This is a genomic window from Aquirufa novilacunae, assembly GCF_045310505.1.
GTDB classification, from domain to species: Bacteria; Bacteroidota; Bacteroidia; order Cytophagales; family Spirosomataceae; genus Aquirufa; species Aquirufa novilacunae.
The window spans coordinates 118,212-138,912 of the sequence record NZ_JBEWZG010000001.1; the positions used below are offsets into that span (position 1 = coordinate 118,212).

The window sequence follows — 20,701 nt, forward strand, 5'->3', positions numbered from 1 at the left end:
ATCTTTGTGGCTTACAATTTTCCCTATGGCATATTATTCAATTCAGAACATTCCTTTAACAGATTTGGCCAAAGATTTTGGTACTCCACTCTATGTATACGATGCCGACAAAATTAGGGAAAAAATCTCGGTTTTAAGAGCCGCTTTTGAGGGAATTGATTTGACTATTAAATACGCCGTTAAGGCGAATACAAATTTGTCCATATTGCGCCTCATGCGTGAGAATGGAGTGGATATGGATGTGGTTTCACCTCAGGAATTAGAGTTAGGGTTAATCGCCGGCTATGAAAGATCAAATATCACCTTTACACCTTCTGGAGTCCATTTTTCGGAGATTGAATATGCGGTTTCCAAAGGTGCCATCGTCAATCTAGACAACCTTTCTGTTCTAGAAAAGTTCGGTGCTACCTACGGATCTTCTCAGCCTTGTTTGATTCGCATCAAGCCCCACGTTTTTGGTGGTGGAAATGAGAAAATCATGACCGCTCATCCGGAGTCTAAATTTGGCATCTCTATTCATCAAAAAGCGGAGATTCTCGCCATCGTTGAGAAATATAAAATCAACGTCATCGGACTTCACCAACACACGGGATCCGATATCAAGGACGGTCAGACCTTCGAACAAGCTGCTTCAGCCTTGTTTGACTTTGCCTATGACTTCAAAGACTTGCAAATCATCGACCTAGGTGGTGGTTTCAAGGTGCCATATTCTCCCGAAGATCCGGGTGTAAATATGAAAGAAGTAGGCCAAATCATGAGCAACGCCTTCCGCACTTTTTGTACAAAATACGGCCGCGAATTACGACTTTGGGTAGAACCAGGTAAGTTTTTAGTGAGTGAATCAGGTACTTTTTTAGCCGAAACAAATGTCGTTAAGCGGGATCCAGTGAAGACTTTCGTAGGCATAAATTCCGGTTTAAATCACCTGATTCGCCCCATGATGTATGGCTCTTATCACTACATGTTCAACGCATCGAACCAAGATACTTCTAATCAAGAAGAATATCGAGTAACAGGTTATATCTGCGAGACAGATACATTCTCCTTTGATTACAACGGAAAGCAAAACGAAAGAATGCTCAACGAGGTCAAAGAAGGTGATATCATCGCTTTAGCTAACGCTGGTGCCTATGGCTTCACTATGGCTTCACATTATAATTCCCGTTTTCTACCTGCAGAGGTATTAGTGGATGGCGGAGTGGCGCGGGTGATTCGTAGGAGAGAGACGATGGAGGATATCTTGCGTGGGCAAGAGTAGCTTTTATAGAGTAGAGATTATAGAGTAGAGATATAAAGCATAGAGCACAAAGCATAAAGAATAAAGACGGAATCAAAAAAGGGGCCTTCGCCCCTTTTTTGATGATTTTGGGTGGGTTACTTATTTTCAAGTGACTTTATGTACTTCGAGGGAGTTACTCCCACTTGCTCTTTAAAAGCATCAATGAATTTTGATCTAGAAGCAAAACCAGCGCTGGAAGAAACGGCTTCGAGCGTAAATTTTTGACTTACACCTAAGTTTAGTTGCTCAATAGCATAGTTTATTCGATGCTTCTTCCGCCATTGACTAAAAGTCGTCTGCTGTTTTACATTAAAGTAATAAGATAAATCTCTTTCTGTGATTTTGAGGTCAAAAGCCATTTGAGCTAATGAAAAATCCTTTCTCAGGTAAGGGTTCGATTCTAGGTAGTACGTAATTTCAATATCAATCTCGGGATCATTTTCTATTTGATTTCTTTTCTTAGGTATTATTGATTTGAAATCATTTAGCAGATTTTGTTTCGCTGGATTATAGGAGATATTCCCAAAAAGAATTTTGGGAAAAAGAAAAAGGAAGATATTCTGTAGGAAAAATCCACCACCAGCTATGCCAAAATAATGATTTTTTGATGTAAATATTTGCGCATAACTTTCACTTTCAAAATCAAAACGGATGCCCACCACCGTTAACATATGTAAGAAACTATTGCTCGAAATGATTACCTGAATGGCACAAAGCAAATATATCCATCTTTTCAACATGGTATGGTTTGTGCTCAAAATCCCTATCTGATCTTTTGTTCTCTTGGAATAAATAACAAAATAACCGATAGACAAAATACAGTAAAAAAGTAGGTGAAGTGTTCTGGAGATGAGGATACTGCCAAAGGAAATAAATAGAAAATCAAGGTCGTATTTTTCTGTGACATTGATAATCTCATGAGCGATTTTGGCCTTATCATTAAAAGGAAGTAGCGTGAACGGCAGACAATTAATACCTACTAATATAGCCGGTAGGAGGTGTAGGAAATCTACTTTATCCAGCTTATGATTACCCGAAATGGTTGTTTTGACATAATAAAATAAGCAGGGCCCTACTAGGTAGGAGAGGGGTAACCAATGTACAAAACAGATGCCTTCCCAAAATGGATCTTTTGTATAATGCAGACCGAAATAAATCAAAACGATCCAATTGCAAATCAAAAAGAACAGGGCTAGATAACCATTTGATTTGTTCAATGAGCTAAAATAGTAAATCAGAAGAAAGGAAGTGAAAATCCCAAACAAAGGGAAAATAATGCCCATACACGAAATTATATTGTTTTCAGTCCAAGATAAATAAAATCTACCTATTTCAACTTGTTCCAACTTAGCAAAATGGAACATTCCTAACAACAGGTCGCTTGGGGAAAGTGGGCTGTTTTCCCAATTTTAGGTTTTACAACTTAAACAATTTCTATATGAAAAAATTAGTTCTACTATTGCTATGCGTTTCAAGTATCGCAACTGCTCAATCAACTCTTAAATTAAAATCTGCTACCCCCATTGAAGGAGAGGATGCTGGTTACAGCTTGGAAAATTCACCTAACACGAACTGGATTTTAAAATCCGTCAAAGCTTTAGAATCCCTGGATACGACAGCTTATAAATCTTTTTATGCACCTGAGGTTAAGTTTCACGATAACCAGGAAACTAAAAATTTAACTCAGAATATTGGTTTTTTGATTGCCTTAAAGTCTAATGGTATTTCCGTTAAATTCGAAAGGGTAGCACCTATTTGGGAATACGTTCATAAAACTAAAAATATGTCTTCTACCGATCATTATGTAATCTCTTATCAAAATGCGGTATTAACAAAGGGCGATAAAACAGTGAAGGTTGTAATCAATGCTGTTGATTTAATGAAAGAGGGTAAAATCAAAGAGGAGTGGTTAGTCTATGATACGGCCGGGATATTAAGTCTATTTAACTAGGTTGGATAAAAAGGGGCGAAGGCCCCTTTTTTGATGGATAAGTGGCAGTTGGCAGTAATCAGTGGTCAGTCGTCAGTGGGCGGTGGACAGCCGTCAGTCGCTAGTCACTAGTCGCTAGTCCGGAGGAAATTAGTCCGGAGGTCGCAATTTTTCCTGATATGTATTGATGTAGATGCTTCAAAATCATTTGGCCTGTCAACGATACAGACCACGAAATATTAATACATAACCCACGTATCCTTCGACCCACCCCCCTGCGAAGAATTCACCACAAGCGAATCTTTTCTCAAAGCCACACGAGTCAATCCGCCCGGCATTACGTTTACGCCATCTCCATAGAGAATATATGGACGTAGATCGACGTGGCGTCCTTCTGCGTGGTCGTCGATGAGACAAGGAACACGAGAAAGAGAAATGGTCGGTTGTGCAATGTAGTTTCGTGGATTGCTTAGAATGAGGGCTTTGAACTTTTCTTGCTCTTCTTTCGTGGATTTTGGCCCAATTAACATACCATATCCGCCGGCCTCATTCGCTTCTTTTACGACTAATTTTTCGATGTTTTCTAGAACATACTTGCGGTCCTCCTCTTCTGAACAGATGTAGGTTTTTACGTTTTGGATAATTGGATCCTCGTTTAAATAGTATTTGATAATGCGTGGGACGTAGGCATATATCACTTTGTCGTCTGCAACGCCGGTTCCTGGGGCGTTTGCAATCGCTACTTTGCCGTTTTTGTAGACTTCGAAAATGCCTGGAATACCAATCATAGAATCAGGATTGAACACGGTTGGATCTAAGAAAGTATCGTCAATACGGCGGTAAATGACGTCTACGATTTGGAAACCTTTGGTTGTACGCATTTTTACATAGCCCTCATGAACGACTAAATCTCGGGCGTCCACTAGTTCAACTCCCATTTGTTGGGCTAAATAGGAATGCTCAAAATAGGCGGAATTATAAATACCTGGAGTTAATACTACTACCGTTGGTTCAGGGCGGTCGCTGATGAAACGTAACATCTCTAATAACTTATTTGGGTAGTCAGAGATGGGTCTGATTCTGGTTTTAGCCACCACTTCAGGGAAAGTTTGCTTTAAAAGTTCCCGGTTTTCCATCATGTAGGAGACTCCGGAAGGGCAACGCAAATTGTCTTCAAGAATCATGTATTCACCATCTGCGCCTCGAATTAGGTCGGTTCCGGTGATGTGGATATAGATGTTTTTTGCGGGTTTAATACCAATGCAGGGTTTTAAAAAGTCTTTGGAGGAATTGATAACCTCTGCTGGAATGATACCATCTTTGATGATTTTTTGGTCGGAATAGATATCATTTAAGAAAAGATTAAGGGCAGTAATGCGTTGGATTAAGCCTTTTTCAATCTTTTCCCATTCTGTCGCATCAACGATTCGAGGAATGATATCTACTGGCATGATTCGCTCTGTGCCTTCGTTTTCAGAATAGACGTTGAATGTAATCCCCATGGCCATTAAGGCTCTTTCAGCGGATTGTTGTCTGCGTAGAAATTCTTCTTGAGAAAGTTGTTCTACGCGTTCTTTGAAGTGGTCATATCCGGGACGTACCTTCCCGTCCGCGTCGAACATTTCATCGAAAAAGCCGCCTGTGTCGTAGTTGTTGAAGGAAAAATTCATGGTATAGGTAGTTAAATGCTTGATATAGATTTAATTTAGAATTTTATTTTTGTTTTGATTTTCCAAACCAGAACAATTTTTAATTATTTCCTGAAATACCCTTTTAATTATTGGAAATTTACCATTTTTTGTCTGAAATTGAAGTCTATGTCGATATCCTCCTTTTATTTTTCTAGTCCTATCGGTTTGCTCCATCTCGAGCTTTCGGATCAAGGATTGAGATCCTGTCGTTTTGTGGAGGAAGTCCTCTCAGATGAAATTCACCATGCTGCCGAGGTTCAATCTATTAAATCGATGTTAGCGGAGTATTTCGAATCGGGTCTTTGGCAAGATTATCCAACTGATCCCTCTGTAGGGACTCTTTTTCAACAAAAGGTATGGAGTGAATTGCGCAAGATTCCTACCGGTTCTTCGGTGACTTACGCAGAAATTGCGCAGCGCTTAAAAATGCCGAAGGCGGCGCAGGCAGTGGGTAATGCAAATGGCCAAAATCCCATCTTACTTTTTAATCCCTGTCATCGGGTAATTGGCGCATCAGGTAAACTGGTCGGGTATAGTGGGGGTCTTTGGCGGAAAGAATGGTTGTTAGCTAAAGAAGGCGCGACTTTATTTTAGCGTATATTTGTGGCTATGGAAAATGATCAAATTGTCGATGTGCTTGAGCTTCTCGTGAAGCTTTGGGATTTACATAACAGCAATGAATTCAAAAGTAAAAATCTAGCTTTTGCTGCGCGTGGATTAGATAAATTTCCCGGTTTGATTCATTCCTTGAGTGAACAAGAATTACTAATGATTCCTGGTGTGGGTAAGGTCGTTGTTAAAATAGTACAAGAAGTTGCTTCCACGGGCACTTGCACTGATTTAGAGCAAATTATCGAACAAACACCTGCTGGACTTTTACAACTACTAAAGATTAAAGGTTTAGGTCCTAAAAAAGTAAGGACGATTTGGCAGGAGTTGCAAATAACAGAAATTGATGATCTATTAGTCGCTTGTGAAGATGGGAGATTAGCGAATTTGAAGGGATTTGGTGGGTCTATTGTCGAAAGTGTCAAACTCAATATTCAATTCATTAAATCGAATTCGAGCAAATTACGTATTAACAAGGCAGCGGATTTAGCTGCTGAAATCAAGACACAACTCTCCCAACATTTTAAGCGGGTAGAAATAGCTGGCGAGTTAAGACGTAATGCGGAAATTATTTCAAGCCTGGTGTTTTTGGTTGAAACGGAGGATTTGTTCGGTGCTTCTGGATTGTTGCAATCGGTGGATGGCTTAGAGGAGGATAGGAAGGAGTCTTCTCCTTTCACTTGGAGAGGTGTAATTGTTGGTCATTTGATCCCGGTCGAAATACATTTTGCGAGTCAATCGGAGTTTAATTCCAAATATTTTGGCTTGTCTGCCTCCCAGGAGCATTTAAGTCAAGTGCATTTTATGGAGCGATTTGAGGGAAAATCAATCGATTCAGAACAAGAAATCTATACTAGTCAATCCTTGCCTTATATTGAGCCGGAGATGCGAGAAGGCCTTCAGGAGTTTGAATGGGCGAAAAACCATGGCCATCTTTCATTGATTCAATATGCTGATTTGCAGGGATGTTTGCACAACCACTCGACCTATTCGGATGGTAAAAATACGCTAGTGGAAATGGCTGAAGCGTGTCGAGCGCATGGATTATCCTATTTCGGGATTGCAGATCACTCAAAATATGCGGCCTATGCGGGAGGATTGAAAGAAGAGGATGTCCTTAGGCAACATGCTGAAATCGATCAATTGAACTCACAATGGACTGATTTTCAAATTTTAAAGGGAATTGAGGCTGATATTTTACCAGATGGCAGTTTAGACTATGATGCTGCCGTTTTGTCTTCCTTTGATTATGTGGTGGCTTCTGTTCATGCAGGATTAGTGATGGACTTGGATAAAGCGATGTCTCGCGTGATAAAAGCCATAGAAAATCCCTACACCTCTATTCTAGGGCATCCCACTGGAAGATTATTGTTAGCTAGACCTGGATTTCCTTTGCAGATGTCGAAGATTCTAGATGCCTGCAAGGCGAATGGGGTATCTGTCGAATTGAATGCGAGTCCGTATCGTTTGGATTTAGACTGGCGTTATATCTACGAGGCGATGGACAAAGGCCTATTTGTTTCTGTGAATCCGGATGCCCATGCCATTGCCGGCATTATGGATATGGAATGGGGCGTGAAAGTGGGAAGAAAAGGAGGCCTTTTGAAGGAATTGACGTTGAACGCCTTGTCATTGGCAGATATTAAAAAATTCTTTTCTAAAAGTTAGGCTTGAGTAAATATTTCGCATAGAAGTCATCGATTACTCGAACGGCTTCGGTAGGAGTATCTACTAATGAAAATAATTCTAAGTCTTCTTCGTGAATATTACCGTGTCCCACCATGGTCTTTTTAATCCATTCAAGTAAACCTCCCCAATAGTCTTTCCCCACTAATACAACTGGGAAACGACCTATTTTATGGGTTTGGATTAACGTAAGTGATTCAAACATTTCGTCCAAGGTGCCAAAACCGCCCGGCATAATAATAAAGCCCTGTGAATATTTGACGAACATCACTTTGCGTACAAAAAAGAAATCAAAGTTGATGTTTTTATCAGAATCGATGTAAGGATTGGGCTTTTGTTCAAACGGCAATTCGATGTTTAATCCTACACTTCTTCCTTTTTCACTCGCCGCTCCTTTATTCCCCGCCTCCATAATGCCAGGGCCACCGCCTGTTATAACGCCATAACCATGTCGCACTAATTTCGCGGCGATTTCTTCCGCTATCTTGTAATATGGATTATCAGGACTTGTTCTTGCTGATCCAAATATTGACACGCAAGGGCCAATTTTGGATAATTTATCAATTCCCTCGACGAATTCGCTCATGATTTTGAAGATACGCCACGATTCCTCTGATTTAATCTGAGCCCAAGTTTTATCACCAAAGGCCTGCTTGATTTTCTCTTCTTCCTCTTTCCGGTTATTCTCCGTCATAATTTTCAAAATTGTTTCCTAAATGTAGGACTAATCCTTTTACCTTTGCAAATAAATAAATCATAAATTAATGAATGCTCCTTTAAGTTTTGCAGTAGGCGGTGACCACGCTGGTTTTGATTACAAGAATGATTTGATCTCTTTTTTGGAGGCCAAAGGTATCACGGTGAAAGACTGTGGCACCTATTCAGCTGATTCCGTAGACTATCCAGATTTTGCACACCCAGTCGCAGATGCAGTGGAAAAAGGAGAGGTAAGTTTTGGTTTATTATTATGTGGTAGTGCAAATGGGGTAGCTATCACGGCGAATAAGCACCAAGGAATCCGCGCAGGTTTGGCTTGGAATACGGAGGTAGCTGCCTTAGTTCGTCAACATAACGATGCCAATGTATTGTGTTTACCCGTACGTTTCATCTCTTTAGAGGAAGCTAAAGCTTGTTTACAGGTATTTTTAGATACCTCTTTTGAGGGAGGTCGTCACCAAGGTCGCGTGAACAAGATTTCTTGTTGCTAAGCTATTTTTTACGGTAAAGTTTAGGACTTACTAGCACGTATTGTTGCGTGATAGAAGGAAGGTACTGCCCAATTTTGGGTAAATAACCTTCCGAATCATAGATATAGGTGGGTTGATCCTTGGCGAAATATTCCTGAACCGTGATGACGTTTTTATAGGAATTCAATTGACTTAATAAAGGTTTAGCCAATTCCCAATTCACAAATGGTCCAGCCATTTCATTGTGCAAGTATTCGTCTATCTCAGGACCTAATACAAGCAATTTTTGCCCACTAATGAATAATAAAGGCTTCTGTTTAATCGTCATTTTGGCCTCTTTGTAGTCTTGTTTTGCCAGAATAAAAACCGACGCAAAAAGTAATACGAAAACGAGTTCCTTCTGCCAATTCTTCTTGATCACATAGAAGATATTTAATCCAAAATAGGCCAAAGGAGGCAATAAGATCACGAAGTTGATGCGGTGAAAGGCAGGGAAATTAGCCATGGAAAGAAAGCTAAAGAAAAACCAGATAATGGTCGTCTGCTGTGCTTTCTGGGCATGTGCTCTAATTTTGGGATTCCCCACTACTTTGTATAAACCCCAAATCCCTAACAGGAAGGCCGGGGCAAAGGTCAGTAATACTCGCTTGCTTTCTTCCCAAGAAATCAGCTGAAAGGTGAAGAGCGATTGACGGTAAACCTGCCATAAATAGGGGAGGTTTCCGCGGAAAGAAAAGACTAAACTTGTTATGGTGATGACAAATAGATAGCCGATCAGTACGAGAATAATTTGTCGAATGCTGATACCTGAATAAAATAACAAACTCAAAATAGCCCAAGGTAAAACCCAGAAATAGGCAGGGAATAACAAGGTGGCTGTGGCTAGGTAGACCCCAACTAAAAATACGCGGTCATTAACTAATAAAGTTTTTTGCTGCTGAATGATTTCCCTCCAGGTTAATAACAGAAAGGTTAATCCCAGTAAGGCAGGATCTGGTACGTAAAATTCTCTTGTCAGATGAAATAAAAGCAGATAGATTCCAAAAGCCAATCCGCCCAATTTAGGCATCAAATCAAACTGTAAAATACAACGCTGAAAAAGATAGGCCTGAAGGCAGATGATGGAAAAAGCAATGTAGGGGTTAGCGGAAATGGAGATCGAAAAAAAATCAAGTAATTGATAGAATCCCGTTGCAAAGGGTCCCGTATTATCTCGAATGTCTTTGTAAAGCCTGAACCCTTGGTTTAACTTTTGGCCAATTAAATAGTTTTTAATTTCCCAAGGAAAATAAGTAAATCCCTGCTGAGTCTGCACAAATGCTAGAAATCCCCCTACAAGACAAAAAAGTAGGATGGAAATCAGGCTATTGGATTTAATAAATTGCAACATATTTAGCTAAACGAAGCCCTAAATTACGGTGATTCCAATTATTATTATGAAATTTGCAGGTGTTTTTTGTGATAAAAACACCTTTTAAAATTAGAGCAAGCATGGATACGAAGCGTCAGCAAAAATTTGGCCGTCAAATACAGAAGGATTTAAGTGATATTTTTCAAAAAGAATTCAAAGAGATTTTTGGAAAAGGAATGGTTACGGTGACTGAAGTGAAAATCAGTCCGGATTTATCTGTGGCGCGTTGCTATTTAAGTTTTTTGTTGATTGATGATCGGGAGGCTGTGATGGATGAATTAGAAATCCGAAATAAGGCCATTCGCAATGCCCTAGCGAATCGCATTCGTAAGCAGGTGCGTATTATTCCTAATTTAGTTTTCTTCTTAGACGATACCGCGGAATATGCTGCTAAAATTGAAGCGCTATTTGAAGGATTAGTTATTCCTCCGGCAGATGGAGAGGAGCCTAATCGGGTGGCTGACGAAATTGATTAAAAGATGAGTATTTCCTTATTTGTTGCGAAAAGGTATTTTTTTTCCCCATTTAAGGCGAGTTTTATCACCTTAATTTCCCGCATCTCGATGATCGGGGTGGGAGTGGAGGTGATGGCATTAGTGCTCATATTATCCGTATTTAATGGTTTAGAGGATTTCCAAAAAGGCTTATTCAAAACCTTTGATCCCGATTTAACCATTGTTTCCAAAACAGAATCGCGCTTTTCATTTCAAGCCACTCAGCTAAACTCCATAGCTAAAATTCCTGGTGTCCGTTCTATTCAACCCATTTTAGAGGATCAAGCCTTAATTCGGTACAATGGCAAGCAATTAGTCGTGACATTAAAGGGAATCGATTCCTCTTTTATTGCCTCGAAACGATTGAAAAATCAGGTGGTAGATGGAGAATATTTAGTGGATTATGAAGGTCACCCTTTCGGAATGGTCGGTGCGGGCGTGTTTATGGCGATGGGAATGAATTTTGAGGATAGTTTTCATCCGATAGAAGCCTGGTATCCGAATCAAAAAGCCCTAGCTAATTTTCAAATAACACAAGATGCCGCTAATCAGAAGGCTTTTTTCCCTTCTGCAGTATTGCAAGTAGAACAAACGTTTGATAATCAACAAATTCTAGTCCCCTTGCAATGGATGCGTGAATTGACTTTGTCTGATTCGACTGCGGTTTCTCGTTTTGATATTATGTTAGAGGAGGGAGTAAATGAGGTTCAAGTTCAACAAAGTATTCAGCAGATCTTAGGTTCGAATTTTGGGGTCCAAACAAGGGATCAACAGCACGCCATATTATTACGAGCCATCAAGATTGAAAAACTGTTTGTCTTTATTCTAATGGCCTTTATTATGGGCATTGCCTCCTTTACGCTTTTTTATGCCTTATCGCTTCTTGTGATTGAGAAAAAAAAGGACTTGAGAACCTTGTTGGCTATGGGAATTACGCAACGTCAGTTGTTACTTATTTTCTTATTGGTGGGCCTATTCATCAGTTTCTCAGGGGCAGTGGTTGGGATGGGACTCGGTTTTACTTTGGGCTGGATACAACAAACGTTCGGAATTATCCCTTTGGGAATCCCGAACGCTTTAATTGATGCCTATCCTATTCAAATGGAATGGCTTGATTTTCTGATGACCGCGCTAGTGGTGATTGTCATTACCTTTTTGGCCTCCATCATACCGGCCAGAAAAGCGGTTCAAATGACTTTTAATCAGCCAAAGGCGGATTAAATTCTCCTTCCCACTTCGATACCACACAAGTAGCAACTCCGTTTCCTGCAACAGAAGTTACCGTTCTACCCATATCTAAGAATGGATCCACACCTAATAAAAGGGCGATTCCTTCTACCGGTAGATTGAACATGGTTAGTGTGCCGGCAATGATCACTAAAGAGGCGCGAGGTACACCTGCGATACCTTTGGACGTAATCATCAAGGTTAATAACATCGTGATTTGTTGGTCTAAACTTAAATGAACGCCATACGCTTGTGCAATAAATCCAGTGGCGAAGGTCATGTATAACATGGAACCATCTAAATTAAAGCTATAGCCTAGTGGTAACACAAAGCCTACAATTCGTCTGCTACATCCAAATTTCTCTAAGGCAGCAATAGTTTGTGGGAAAGATGCCTCAGAACTAGCCGTCGAAAAGGAGATCAATAGAGCCTCTTTTAATTCTTTTAATAGTTTCCAATAAGGGATGCCATTCACGATACAAATGATCCACAAGATCACAACGGTAAAGAATAACAGGCCACCCATAAAGCACAGCATCAAGTAGCCATAACTGATCAAAATACTTAGACCTTTATTAGCCACAACAGTTGTCATAGCAGCGAATACGGCGTAGGGTGCAACCTCCATTACATAATTCACCATTTTAAAGATGACCTCTGCAAGGTTTTCAATTACATGTATCAAACGTTTTCCTACCTCGCCAATAGAACCCAAAGCAACCCCAAAAAAAAGGGAGAAGATCACGATTTGAAGAATTTCATTTTCTGCTAAAGCCTTGAAAAAGCTATCCGGAAAAATATGCAAGATGAAGTCTTCCATAGTTTTGGCTTTCGAGGAATCGATGCCCGTTTCTGTGCCTGCAGCGGGTTTAGGCCAGCTTTGAAGACTTCCAGGTTGTGTGATGTTCACCACCACAAGTCCTGTTACTAAGGAAAGAATGGTCGCAAAATAGAAATAACCAATCGTTTTAATACCAATCCGGCCTACAGCCTTGAAATCACCCAATTTCGCAATTCCCACTACTAGTGTACAGAACACCAAGGGGCCTACGATCATTTTGATGAGGCGTAAGAATATCTTAGAAACGATTTGAACCTTAGCCCCTAAATCGTGGCTAACTTCTGGAGCAAAATAAAGGAAGAAGAATTCTCCTAGCACTAGGCCAAGGATAAATCCAATGATAATTTTATTCGTTAAGGTTAATTTCATTTTTAGCTGATGAGGGATAAGTATTTTTTATAAAGAGGTTTACGGTAAAAAATCATTCCCCAAAGAAAAGGGAAAAGTAGGTAATTCAAAAACGTCATTCCCGTATCAAAGGAAATTTCATCGATAATCAGGCTATGAAGAGGGTTTACCTCAATTACCCGGTGCTTGTGTCTCCAAAAACGCAGACCAAACGGCATTTCAACTCCTTCATCGACAAAATACCATTCCTCAGTCGTGTCATTTTCTGCTGTAATCAGTGAGCTCCAGGTGAGCTTCGTGAGGAGTAGATTGATTTTCAGAATTACCTGATCGTCTTTTTTACATCCATCAAATCTTTCCAATGAAACTTGAGGAAAAGGGGGCGATAACTTCAGTAATAAGTCTGAAGTAAAATGTTCCTTTATGTGAGAGAGGGGAGCCTTTACAGGGCTGGAGAGGGTGAAGGATAGCATATTAGGCTACCAAAAGTTTAAGCAGCGTCGCAAACAATAATTTAATGCCCGTGGCTATGTATTTTGCTACGCTCATTTGCTCTTCCGTTGTATCAGAAACATCTTGATCTGATTTACCTTCTTCCTGAGAAACTATCCTCTGAGGATTGTTTGCTATTGTTTTTGCAGACGAATCTGTTTGTATGGTTTTCGCCTTCGGGTTCAGCGCAGAATATTCTACACGACCAAAATTGCAGAAAAATAGAATTGTTAAAATTCCGATGAATCCTTTTTTCATTTAATTTTTTGTTTTGCTGCTTCTACCGCCAATTTTTGTGCTGCGATTTCGCCGTCTTTCGTCTTTTGGTCTAATTTATTCTGCACTTGATTCGTAAGAATCTTCTCTTTCTCGATTTTAGCTTCTTTTAAACGCTCCTCTAAATTGTTTATTTGACGCGCGTTAGAGTCTAATTCACGAATCAATCGCTCGGCTTGCTTACTGTTTTTAGCTTGTGTGGCGATAAGTTCGGCTAATTTGTTCTCCTCCACTCTGACCCCTTCTTCTAAATCAACAATTTTGATGAAATCCTCAATCCAAGTGCTTGCTTCGCTTAACTTAGCATGCCCAGTTTGAATGTATTCATCCGCACCAGTCGCGATGGAAATGAATAATTTTACTTTTTTATTCTCTTCCGAAACTTTCGAGACCACCGTTAAAGGCTTGTCCGAGATACTCGCAATCTGAATATCAGAACTCGCATACGTGCCATTTTTCCCCTCTACTACTTTACCAAATTTAGATAAATACGCTTTCCAGCTGGCTCTCGCATACTTTTCTTGTGTATTGACAAAGGTGTAGACTCCTTCTTTTTTAGATTTGTCTACTTCAGACATGCCTGTGAAAACTTGTGCCTTAGCAGAGAAGCTACCGATTGAAAGTAGAAGTAGAACAAGGATCTTTTTCATAGAGACGAATTTTTTATTAAAGTTAGGAGATTTTTTTAGCTAGGACAACCCTGTTTTTGTTAGAAAAATCACGGAAAGCAAAAAGTGTAAATTCTCCACCGTCTTTTAGTTGGAATTTCTTTCGAATTTCGTCCGCATTGATGGGAAAATTACGCGTAGAGATATTCGCTTTTTTCCCTGGCAGCACTTCTTGTAACCATTTTTTTTCCAAAGAACCTTCTGCTATCACCTGAAACGCTCTACCAGGGAATTTAGTATCTGCCTCTTTCGATGTATAGAGATGTGTATTAGGAGCAATCTTCGTGACACTAGCACTTACAGTCTTGAAGAATCCACCTTTTAGAATACCAGCATGTGGTTCATATAGGTAGTTCTTGCAATCACTGAATTTGATATCCGATTGCGTTTCACTTGATTTTTTTGCCTTGAAAAGAAGCGAATTTTCTTGATTCAATTCAATAATGCTGATTTCTGGATCCTCTGAAGAATTATTCGTTTTGAGAAAAAGCAACTCTTTTACCTCATTCTTGATACAAATGACATAGACTTTTTCTATCCCCTCCAATTCCTTTATGGCTCTATCTATATCGAGGAGAGGGCTTGTTTTTATTAACAAACTGGTCTTTTCAGAGATATGAGGGATTAATTCGATGGCATTTGGTTCACAATCTTGTAACAAAACCACTTTATTTCCTACTTTATCTCTTCTGGCTGGGTCTACATAAATGAAGTCAAAGACGTTTTTCTGTTCTTTTAGCCAAGTAAGACTATCTGTAGCGTGATGTCTAATACTACCTGCATTCAGTTGTTGGTGATTATAGGCCGTGATTTTTGCCAAATCCGCTTGCCTTTCTAGGTAATCGACCTCGCAACCTGCTTGAGCAAAGGCATAGGAATCTAATCCCATTCCACCTGTTAAATCGACAATTTTACCTTTTATAAGGCTAGCTTTATAGTGCGCCGTTTCTTCCGAGGAGGATTGTTCTAATGCCAAAGAAGGAGGGAAAAACACCTGGGTATTGGCTATCCATTGAGGCATTTTGTCCTTGAGTTTTTGTCTGGCTTTTATTTGGCCTACTAATTTAGGGACATCTAAATCAGGGTATTTCGATGCTTCTAAGGCAATCGCGACAGGATCCCGATGGAGGTTCTCTTGTATAAATTGAATTTCAGTTTCTAGAAGCATCCCCTAAAATTAGCACCTCTGCTTTGATTATTTTTATTTAAATTAGTGAAATTGAATAAATATCAGATGACTGGATTAATATTAGCGGCAGGCGCATCGTCTCGTTTAGGGGAAGCAAAACAATTATTAGTTTATCAGGGCCAAAGCCTCTTAGAACGGTCCATCCGTCTCGCATTCAGTGTTTGCCAGGAAGTAGTGGTGTGTTTAGGAGCCGAGGTAAAACAAACTGTGTCCATCATCGAAAAATTACAAAAAGAATTCCCCGCTCTTTCTTATGTGGAGATTGAAAATTGGGAAAAAGGAATGGGGGAATCCTTGTCAGTAGGATTAAAAACCATAGATTCAGCAAATGATGTGCTCGTATTATTGTGCGATTTGCCTTTTTTAACGAATGCGCACATGAAAAATATCATCTCCTTGGCTAATCCCGAAAGAGCCATTGTTGCGTCCTTTCAAGGAGTTAATTCGCCTCCCGTTTTAATCCCAAGTGCTTTACGTCCTTTATTCAAAAACTGGAGTGGAGATCAGGGTTTGGGTAAATTCTGGCGTTTAAATCCCATGCTGTGTGAAATCATTCACTTTTCTGATAAATTCCGGGATGTTGATGTACCGGAAGATCGGGAGTATTGGGGGATTTAAAAAGTAAACGGTGGTTAAACCACCATTTACTTTTTAAATCTAAAGAACAAAGCAAAAAGCACAAAGAACAAAGTTTGTATTCGCTGTGCGAATGACTTTATGAAATGCTTTAGTTTTCCACCGAATTTATAAAAAATGAGCTTCAGCCATTTTTTATTCGATATTTATGCTTTTTGCTCTATGCTTTATGCTTTACAAATGGTAAATGGTGAATGGTAAAAGGTAAATGGGATGTGTTTCAATAAAAATTCATTTTTCATTTACCATTTACCACTTACCATTTAGCAAGATTTCCTATCTTTGCATTTCAATTTTAAACTCAATTAAGTGGAATCAATCGGAACCCTTCCCACCGTCGAAACAGCCAAAAAATTAGGATTATTGCCCGAAGAGTATGATCGCATTCAAGAGATTTTAGGTCGCAAGCCTAATTTCACCGAATTGTCGATTTTCTCAGTTATGTGGTCTGAGCACTGTTCATATAAGAATTCAATCGTTTGGTTGAAGACTTTGCCTAAAGACTCACCACGTATGTTAGCTAAGGCTGGCGAGGAAAATGCGGGTTTAGTGGATTTAGGAGATGGTTTGGGTTGTGCATTTAAGATTGAATCGCATAATCACCCGTCTGCGCTTGAGCCATATCAAGGTGCGGCGACTGGTGTGGGTGGTATCAACCGTGATATTTTCACGATGGGTGCACGTCCGATAGCGCAATTGAATTCTTTGCGTTTTGGAAATATTGATTTAGCCAAAACAAAGTGGTTAGTGAAAGGCGTCGTGAAGGGGATTGGTGATTATGGTAATGCCTTTGGAATTCCTACCGTAGGTGGTGAGGTACAATTTGATGATTGTTATAATGTGAATCCGCTCGTTAATGCGTTTTCAGCGGGTATTTTAAAAGTAGGAACACAAGCTTCAGCCATCTCTTATGGCGTGGGTAACCCGGTATTTATTGTGGGTTCCGCGACGGGTAAAGATGGAATCGGGGGAGCGAGTTTTGCATCAGAGGATATCACGGCGAAATCGTCGGAGAAATTGCCTGCGGTTCAAGTAGGCGATCCATTTCAGGAGAAATTGTTGTTAGAGGCTTCTTTGGAAATCATCGAAGCAGGATGTGTGATTGGTATTCAAGATATGGGTGCGGCGGGTATTATCTGCTCGACGTCTGAAATGTCTGCGAAAGGGGAGCATGGTATGATTATTGATCTTTCCAAAGTGCCTACGCGTCAACCGAACATGCAACCATTCGAGATTCTATTATCTGAGTCTCAAGAGCGGATGTTGATCGTAGTAGAGAAGGGTCGTGAGCACGAGGCGAAACGTATCTTTGATAAATGGGATCTAAACTGTGAGCAAATCGGTACGGTTACTGACACGAGACGTCTTCAATTCTATCAAGATGGTGTTTTAGTGGCGGATGTTCCAGCGGACGATTTAGTTTTAGGTGGTGGAGCTCCGGTTTATCACCGCGAATACAAAGAGCCTGCTTACTACCAAGAATTCAAGAAATTTAAAATCGATTCAGTAGCTGATTTGCCGAAGGAAGAATTACCTAAGGCTTTAAACTACATGATGAATCACCCAAATATCGCTTCGAAGAAGTGGGTTGCTCAACAATACGATTCATCGATTGGTCGTGCGAACCGTAATACAAATGCGCCGTCGGATGCGGCTGTGGTGAAAGTGCATGGTTCTCAAAAATCAATTGTGATTACTGTAGATTGTAATTCACGCTATGTAAATGCAGATCCAGAAGAAGGATGTGCGATGGCAGTGGCGGAAGCGGCTCGTAATATTGTCTGCTCAGGCGGAGTTCCGGTGGCGATTACGAACTGTTTGAACTTTGGAAATCCTTATGTTCCAGAAGTATACTGGCAATTCGTGGGTGCGATTAAGGGTATGAAGAAATCTTGTGAAGCGTTTGAGACTCCGGTAACGGGTGGTAACGTTTCCTTCTACAATCAATCATCTGATGAAGGTCCAGTATTCCCAACGCCGACGATTGGTATGTTAGGAATTTTAGAGAAGCCAGAGAATAAGATGACGTTGGACTTCAAAAAAGAGGGTGATGCTATCTATTTAGTAGGGGAGTCGGTGAATGATATCGCTTCATCTGAATATGTGTATTCGTACAAAGGTATCAAAGCTACTCCAGCACCGCATTTTGATCTAGCGACAGAACAGAAATTACAAAAGGCGATTACGTCTTTAATTGAAAATAAATTAATCGAATCTGCTCACGATGTGTCGGATGGCGGTTTATTGGTGACTTTGGCTGAGTCTGCTTTCCCTCGTGGATTAGGATTTAGTGTCAATTCAGATGCTTCGATTCGCCAGGATGCGTTCTGGTTCGGTGAAGCGCAATCTCGTGTGGTTGTTTCAGTGGATGCTTCTAAGAAGGCAGCTTTTGAGGCAGCTTTGCAAGCACAAGGAGTTAAGTTCTCTGCATTGGGTTCTGTTCAAGGAACTGATATCATAGCAGATGGAGCTAAATTAAGTTCAGTGGCTGCAGCTTATCAATCTTTTGATACGGCTTTAGAAACTGCATTAATGAAATAAATAAAATGAGCCGCTATCTAATCGCTTTTTCGTACGATGGCGGCTCTTTTCATGGCTACCAAATTCAGCCAAATGCAACGACTGTTCAGTCGGTTTTGCAGGATAAATTAAGTCTTTTATTGGGTTCACCTTTGGAAATCGTGGGCAGTTCCCGTACAGACACGGGAGTGCATGCGCACGAACAATTTGCGCATTTTGATCTTCCAGCAGGGAAATCGGTGAAAGAAAATTGGGTTTTTCGACTTAATCGGATGTTGCCAGATTCTTTAGCGGTGCAAGGAATTTACCACGTAGCTGATGATTTCCATGCTCGCTTCGCAGCTCTTTCGCGTACTTACGAATACCGTATTAGCCCGCTAAAAACTCCATTCAACAGCCAATACGCCTATCGTTTCAGCGTGGACCTAGATGTCGATGCAATGAATAAAGCTGCCGCTTTGTTCTTTCAGCATAGCGATTACCAATGCTTTTCGAAGGTAAAGACGGATGTGACGACCTTTAATTGCACGATTTTGCAGGCTGAATGGTCCTGGAGGGGAGAAGAATTGATTTTTACGATTCAAGGCAATCGATTCCTGCGCGGCATGGTTCGGGCAGTAGTGGGTACCTTGTTAGAAGTAGGGCAGGGGCGCTTATCGAATATGCAATTACAAGAAATACTTGATTCAAAAGATCGTTGCAAAGCGGGTCGTGCGGTTCCAGCCCACGGACTACATCTGTTGAAAGTAGAATACCCTTCGTCTACTTTTGACGCCAAATGTGCAGGATAACATCTAACAGGGTGGCAGCAGACTGCACCTTGATCTTATTCGCTTTGTAATTCAATCCTTTCAAATTGTACTTACTGATCCAAATCTCCTTAAATCCGAGTTTCTCTGCTTCAGCGATACGTTGATCAATGCGCGTAACGGATCTCAATTCTCCTCCTAATCCTACTTCAGCTGCGAAACAGATGGAGGAATCGATGATTTTGTCTTCATAAGAAGATACAAGTGACATGCAGGTAGCTAAATCCAAGGCCGGGTCATCCACCCGAATACCGCCAGTAATATTTAAGAAAACGTCTTGCGTTGCTAATTTATAGCCACCTCTTTTTTCTAATACCGCGATCAACATGCTCAAGCGCTTTCCATCATAACCGTTAGCCGTTCTTTGGGCATTTCCATAAGAGGACGCACTTACTAAGGATTGTATTTCCACTAATAGCGGACGATTTCCTTCCATTAAGGTACCGATAGCGATACCCGACGAAGGCTCGTCGCGTTGGGATAGCAGAATTTCAGAAGGATTAGTCACCGGTCTTAAGCCACTCCCAAGCATTTCATATATGCCTAATTCTGAGGTAGATCCGAATCTGTTCTTCGTCGTACGTAAAATGCGGTAGATCATGTGGCGATCCCCTTCAAATTGAAGTACGGTATCGACTAGGTGTTCTAAAACCTTAGGTCCGGCGATGGAACCTTCTTTGGTAATATGTCCTACTAAGAAGATGGGAGTGCCACTTTCTTTCGCAAAACGCATTAGCTCCAAGGCACATTCTCTAATCTGAGAAACGGAACCTGGCCCTGATTCGATTTGATCCGAAAATAAGGTTTGTATAGAATCCACTATGATTAATTCCGGCTCTAGGTCGACTAGATGGCGGAAAATGGATTGCGTATTCGTCTCAGTTAAGATGTATAAGGAGTCCGATTTTGCAGCTAAGCGATCAGCTCTGAGTTTGATTTGTTGCTCAGATTCTTCGCCAGTTACATATAAAACACGTGTTTGGGTTAAAGAAAGGGCAACTTGTAATAATAATGTTGATTTTCCGATGCCGGGTTCTCCACCGATTAATACGAGGGAGCCAGGAACGATTCCACCACCTAAAACACGGTTGAATTCAGGATCTGAACAGGTAAGTTTAGGTAGGTTTTCGAAGCTAACCTCGGTTAATAATTTCGGTTTTGCAGCTGATTTAGGACTGCCTTTTGTCTTCCAAACTTCCGCCGGATGCACCGTAGCTTCCACTAATTCCTCCACAAAGGTATTCCATTCTCCACAAGAGGGGCACTTGCCCAGCCACTTAGGGGCTGAATGTCCACAGGATTGACAAAAAAAGGAGGTTTTAGCTTTGGCCACGATTATACGATTTGTGCTCAAAAATACGTTTTGATTTCGGTTTTTTCTTTTTTTTCGGATGAAAAAGGATAATTT

20 protein-coding genes are annotated in these 20,701 nt (G+C 40.5%); 10 read left to right on the plus strand and 10 right to left on the minus strand.

The genetic code is table 11. The features are described 5' to 3' along the window. Positions 1-25: 25 nt before the first annotated feature. Positions 26-1,258, plus strand: coding sequence for a diaminopimelate decarboxylase (gene lysA, locus V7S74_RS00535; protein ID WP_406776822.1), 1,233 nt, complete (start codon positions 26-28; stop codon positions 1,256-1,258). A 116-nt stretch (positions 1,259-1,374) separates the two neighbouring features. Here the strand turns inward: lysA and V7S74_RS00540 are convergent, their stop codons facing one another. Next, positions 1,375-2,562 carry a helix-turn-helix domain-containing protein gene (locus tag V7S74_RS00540; RefSeq protein ID WP_406776823.1) on the minus strand — a complete coding sequence of 396 codons (1,188 nt, stop codon included), beginning with the start codon at positions 2,560-2,562 and terminating at the stop codon, positions 1,375-1,377. A 155-nt stretch (positions 2,563-2,717) separates the two neighbouring features. On the opposite strand from V7S74_RS00540, the gene V7S74_RS00545 reads away from it, so the two are divergent. Continuing rightward, positions 2,718-3,230 (plus strand): hypothetical protein, encoded by a 513-nt coding sequence (locus V7S74_RS00545; RefSeq protein ID WP_406776824.1) that lies wholly within the window; start codon positions 2,718-2,720, stop codon positions 3,228-3,230. 218 nt (positions 3,231-3,448) lie between these two features. Here the strand turns inward: V7S74_RS00545 and V7S74_RS00550 are convergent, their stop codons facing one another. Further along, positions 3,449-4,879 (minus strand): circularly permuted type 2 ATP-grasp protein, encoded by a 1,431-nt coding sequence (locus V7S74_RS00550; RefSeq protein WP_406776825.1) that lies wholly within the window; start codon positions 4,877-4,879, stop codon positions 3,449-3,451. 147 nt (positions 4,880-5,026) lie between these two features. Between V7S74_RS00550 and V7S74_RS00555 the strand changes: the two genes are divergently transcribed. Together V7S74_RS00555 and V7S74_RS00560 are read left to right on the plus strand one after the other, a co-directional pair. Next, the gene (locus V7S74_RS00555; protein ID WP_406776826.1) at positions 5,027-5,494 is read left to right on the plus strand and encodes a methylated-DNA--[protein]-cysteine S-methyltransferase; all 468 of its coding nucleotides are present in this window, start codon (positions 5,027-5,029) and stop codon (positions 5,492-5,494) included. Between the two features lie 15 nt (positions 5,495-5,509). Further along, positions 5,510-7,177, plus strand: coding sequence for a helix-hairpin-helix domain-containing protein (locus V7S74_RS00560; RefSeq protein ID WP_406776827.1), 1,668 nt, complete (start codon positions 5,510-5,512; stop codon positions 7,175-7,177). On the opposite strand, the gene V7S74_RS00565 is transcribed toward V7S74_RS00560, so the two are convergent. Further along, positions 7,167-7,889, minus strand: a complete 723-nt coding sequence (locus V7S74_RS00565) for an LOG family protein (RefSeq protein WP_406776828.1) — start codon at positions 7,887-7,889, stop codon at positions 7,167-7,169. The two genes, V7S74_RS00560 and V7S74_RS00565, sit on opposite strands and share 11 nt — an antisense overlap. Before the next feature lie 70 nt (positions 7,890-7,959). Between V7S74_RS00565 and rpiB the strand changes: the two genes are divergently transcribed. Next, complete coding sequence (gene rpiB / locus V7S74_RS00570; protein WP_406776829.1) at positions 7,960-8,403, plus strand: ribose 5-phosphate isomerase B; 444 nt, start codon at positions 7,960-7,962, stop codon at positions 8,401-8,403. 1 nt (position 8,404) lies between these two features. On the opposite strand, the gene V7S74_RS00575 is transcribed toward rpiB, so the two are convergent. Then, entirely contained in the window at positions 8,405-9,772 is a 1,368-nt protein-coding gene (locus V7S74_RS00575; protein WP_406776830.1) for a hypothetical protein, read from the minus strand. Positions 9,773-9,873: 101 nt separating this feature from the next. Here V7S74_RS00575 and rbfA point away from each other — a divergent pair, with 101 nt between their 5' ends. Together rbfA and V7S74_RS00585 are read left to right on the plus strand one after the other, a co-directional pair. Beyond that, complete coding sequence (rbfA, locus tag V7S74_RS00580; RefSeq protein ID WP_406776831.1) at positions 9,874-10,269, plus strand: 30S ribosome-binding factor RbfA; 396 nt, start codon at positions 9,874-9,876, stop codon at positions 10,267-10,269. A gap of 3 nt (positions 10,270-10,272) precedes the next feature. Continuing rightward, on the plus strand, positions 10,273-11,508 hold the full coding sequence (locus V7S74_RS00585) for an ABC transporter permease (RefSeq protein ID WP_406776832.1): 1,236 nt from the start codon (positions 10,273-10,275) through the stop codon (positions 11,506-11,508). On the opposite strand, the gene V7S74_RS00590 is transcribed toward V7S74_RS00585, so the two are convergent. The 5 genes from V7S74_RS00590 to V7S74_RS00610 are packed head-to-tail and all read right to left on the minus strand — an operon-like array spanning position 11,486 to position 15,307. Continuing rightward, positions 11,486-12,724 (minus strand): dicarboxylate/amino acid:cation symporter, encoded by a 1,239-nt coding sequence (locus V7S74_RS00590; RefSeq protein WP_406776833.1) that lies wholly within the window; start codon positions 12,722-12,724, stop codon positions 11,486-11,488. The two genes, V7S74_RS00585 and V7S74_RS00590, sit on opposite strands and share 23 nt — an antisense overlap. Positions 12,725-12,726: 2 nt before the next feature. After that, entirely contained in the window at positions 12,727-13,176 is a 450-nt protein-coding gene (locus tag V7S74_RS00595) for an SRPBCC family protein (protein ID WP_406776834.1), read from the minus strand. A 1-nt stretch (position 13,177) separates the two neighbouring features. Continuing rightward, positions 13,178-13,453: a hypothetical protein gene (locus V7S74_RS00600; protein ID WP_406776835.1), complete on the minus strand. Its 276-nt coding sequence runs from the start codon at positions 13,451-13,453 to the stop codon at positions 13,178-13,180. Next, positions 13,450-14,121 carry a hypothetical protein gene (locus V7S74_RS00605; RefSeq protein ID WP_406776836.1) on the minus strand — a complete coding sequence of 224 codons (672 nt, stop codon included), beginning with the start codon at positions 14,119-14,121 and terminating at the stop codon, positions 13,450-13,452. Before V7S74_RS00605 ends, V7S74_RS00600 begins: the two co-directional genes overlap by 4 nt. Positions 14,122-14,143: 22 nt before the next feature. Continuing rightward, on the minus strand, positions 14,144-15,307 hold the full coding sequence (locus V7S74_RS00610; protein ID WP_406776837.1) for a class I SAM-dependent methyltransferase: 1,164 nt from the start codon (positions 15,305-15,307) through the stop codon (positions 14,144-14,146). 66 nt (positions 15,308-15,373) lie between these two features. Here V7S74_RS00610 and V7S74_RS00615 point away from each other — a divergent pair, with 66 nt between their 5' ends. The 3 genes from V7S74_RS00615 (at position 15,374) to truA (ending at position 19,275) form a co-directional block, all read left to right on the plus strand. Further along, entirely contained in the window at positions 15,374-15,946 is a 573-nt protein-coding gene (locus V7S74_RS00615; RefSeq protein WP_406776838.1) for a nucleotidyltransferase family protein, read from the plus strand. Positions 15,947-16,273: 327 nt separating this feature from the next. Further along, positions 16,274-18,505 carry a phosphoribosylformylglycinamidine synthase subunit PurL gene (gene purL / locus V7S74_RS00620; protein ID WP_406776839.1) on the plus strand — a complete coding sequence of 744 codons (2,232 nt, stop codon included), beginning with the start codon at positions 16,274-16,276 and terminating at the stop codon, positions 18,503-18,505. A 5-nt stretch (positions 18,506-18,510) separates the two neighbouring features. Then, positions 18,511-19,275 (plus strand): tRNA pseudouridine(38-40) synthase TruA, encoded by a 765-nt coding sequence (gene truA, locus V7S74_RS00625; RefSeq protein WP_406776840.1) that lies wholly within the window; start codon positions 18,511-18,513, stop codon positions 19,273-19,275. On the opposite strand, the gene radA is transcribed toward truA, so the two are convergent. Further along, entirely contained in the window at positions 19,247-20,626 is a 1,380-nt protein-coding gene (gene radA, locus V7S74_RS00630) for a DNA repair protein RadA (RefSeq protein ID WP_406776841.1), read from the minus strand. The genes truA and radA overlap by 29 nt on opposite strands. Between the last annotated feature and the right edge of the window lie 75 nt (positions 20,627-20,701).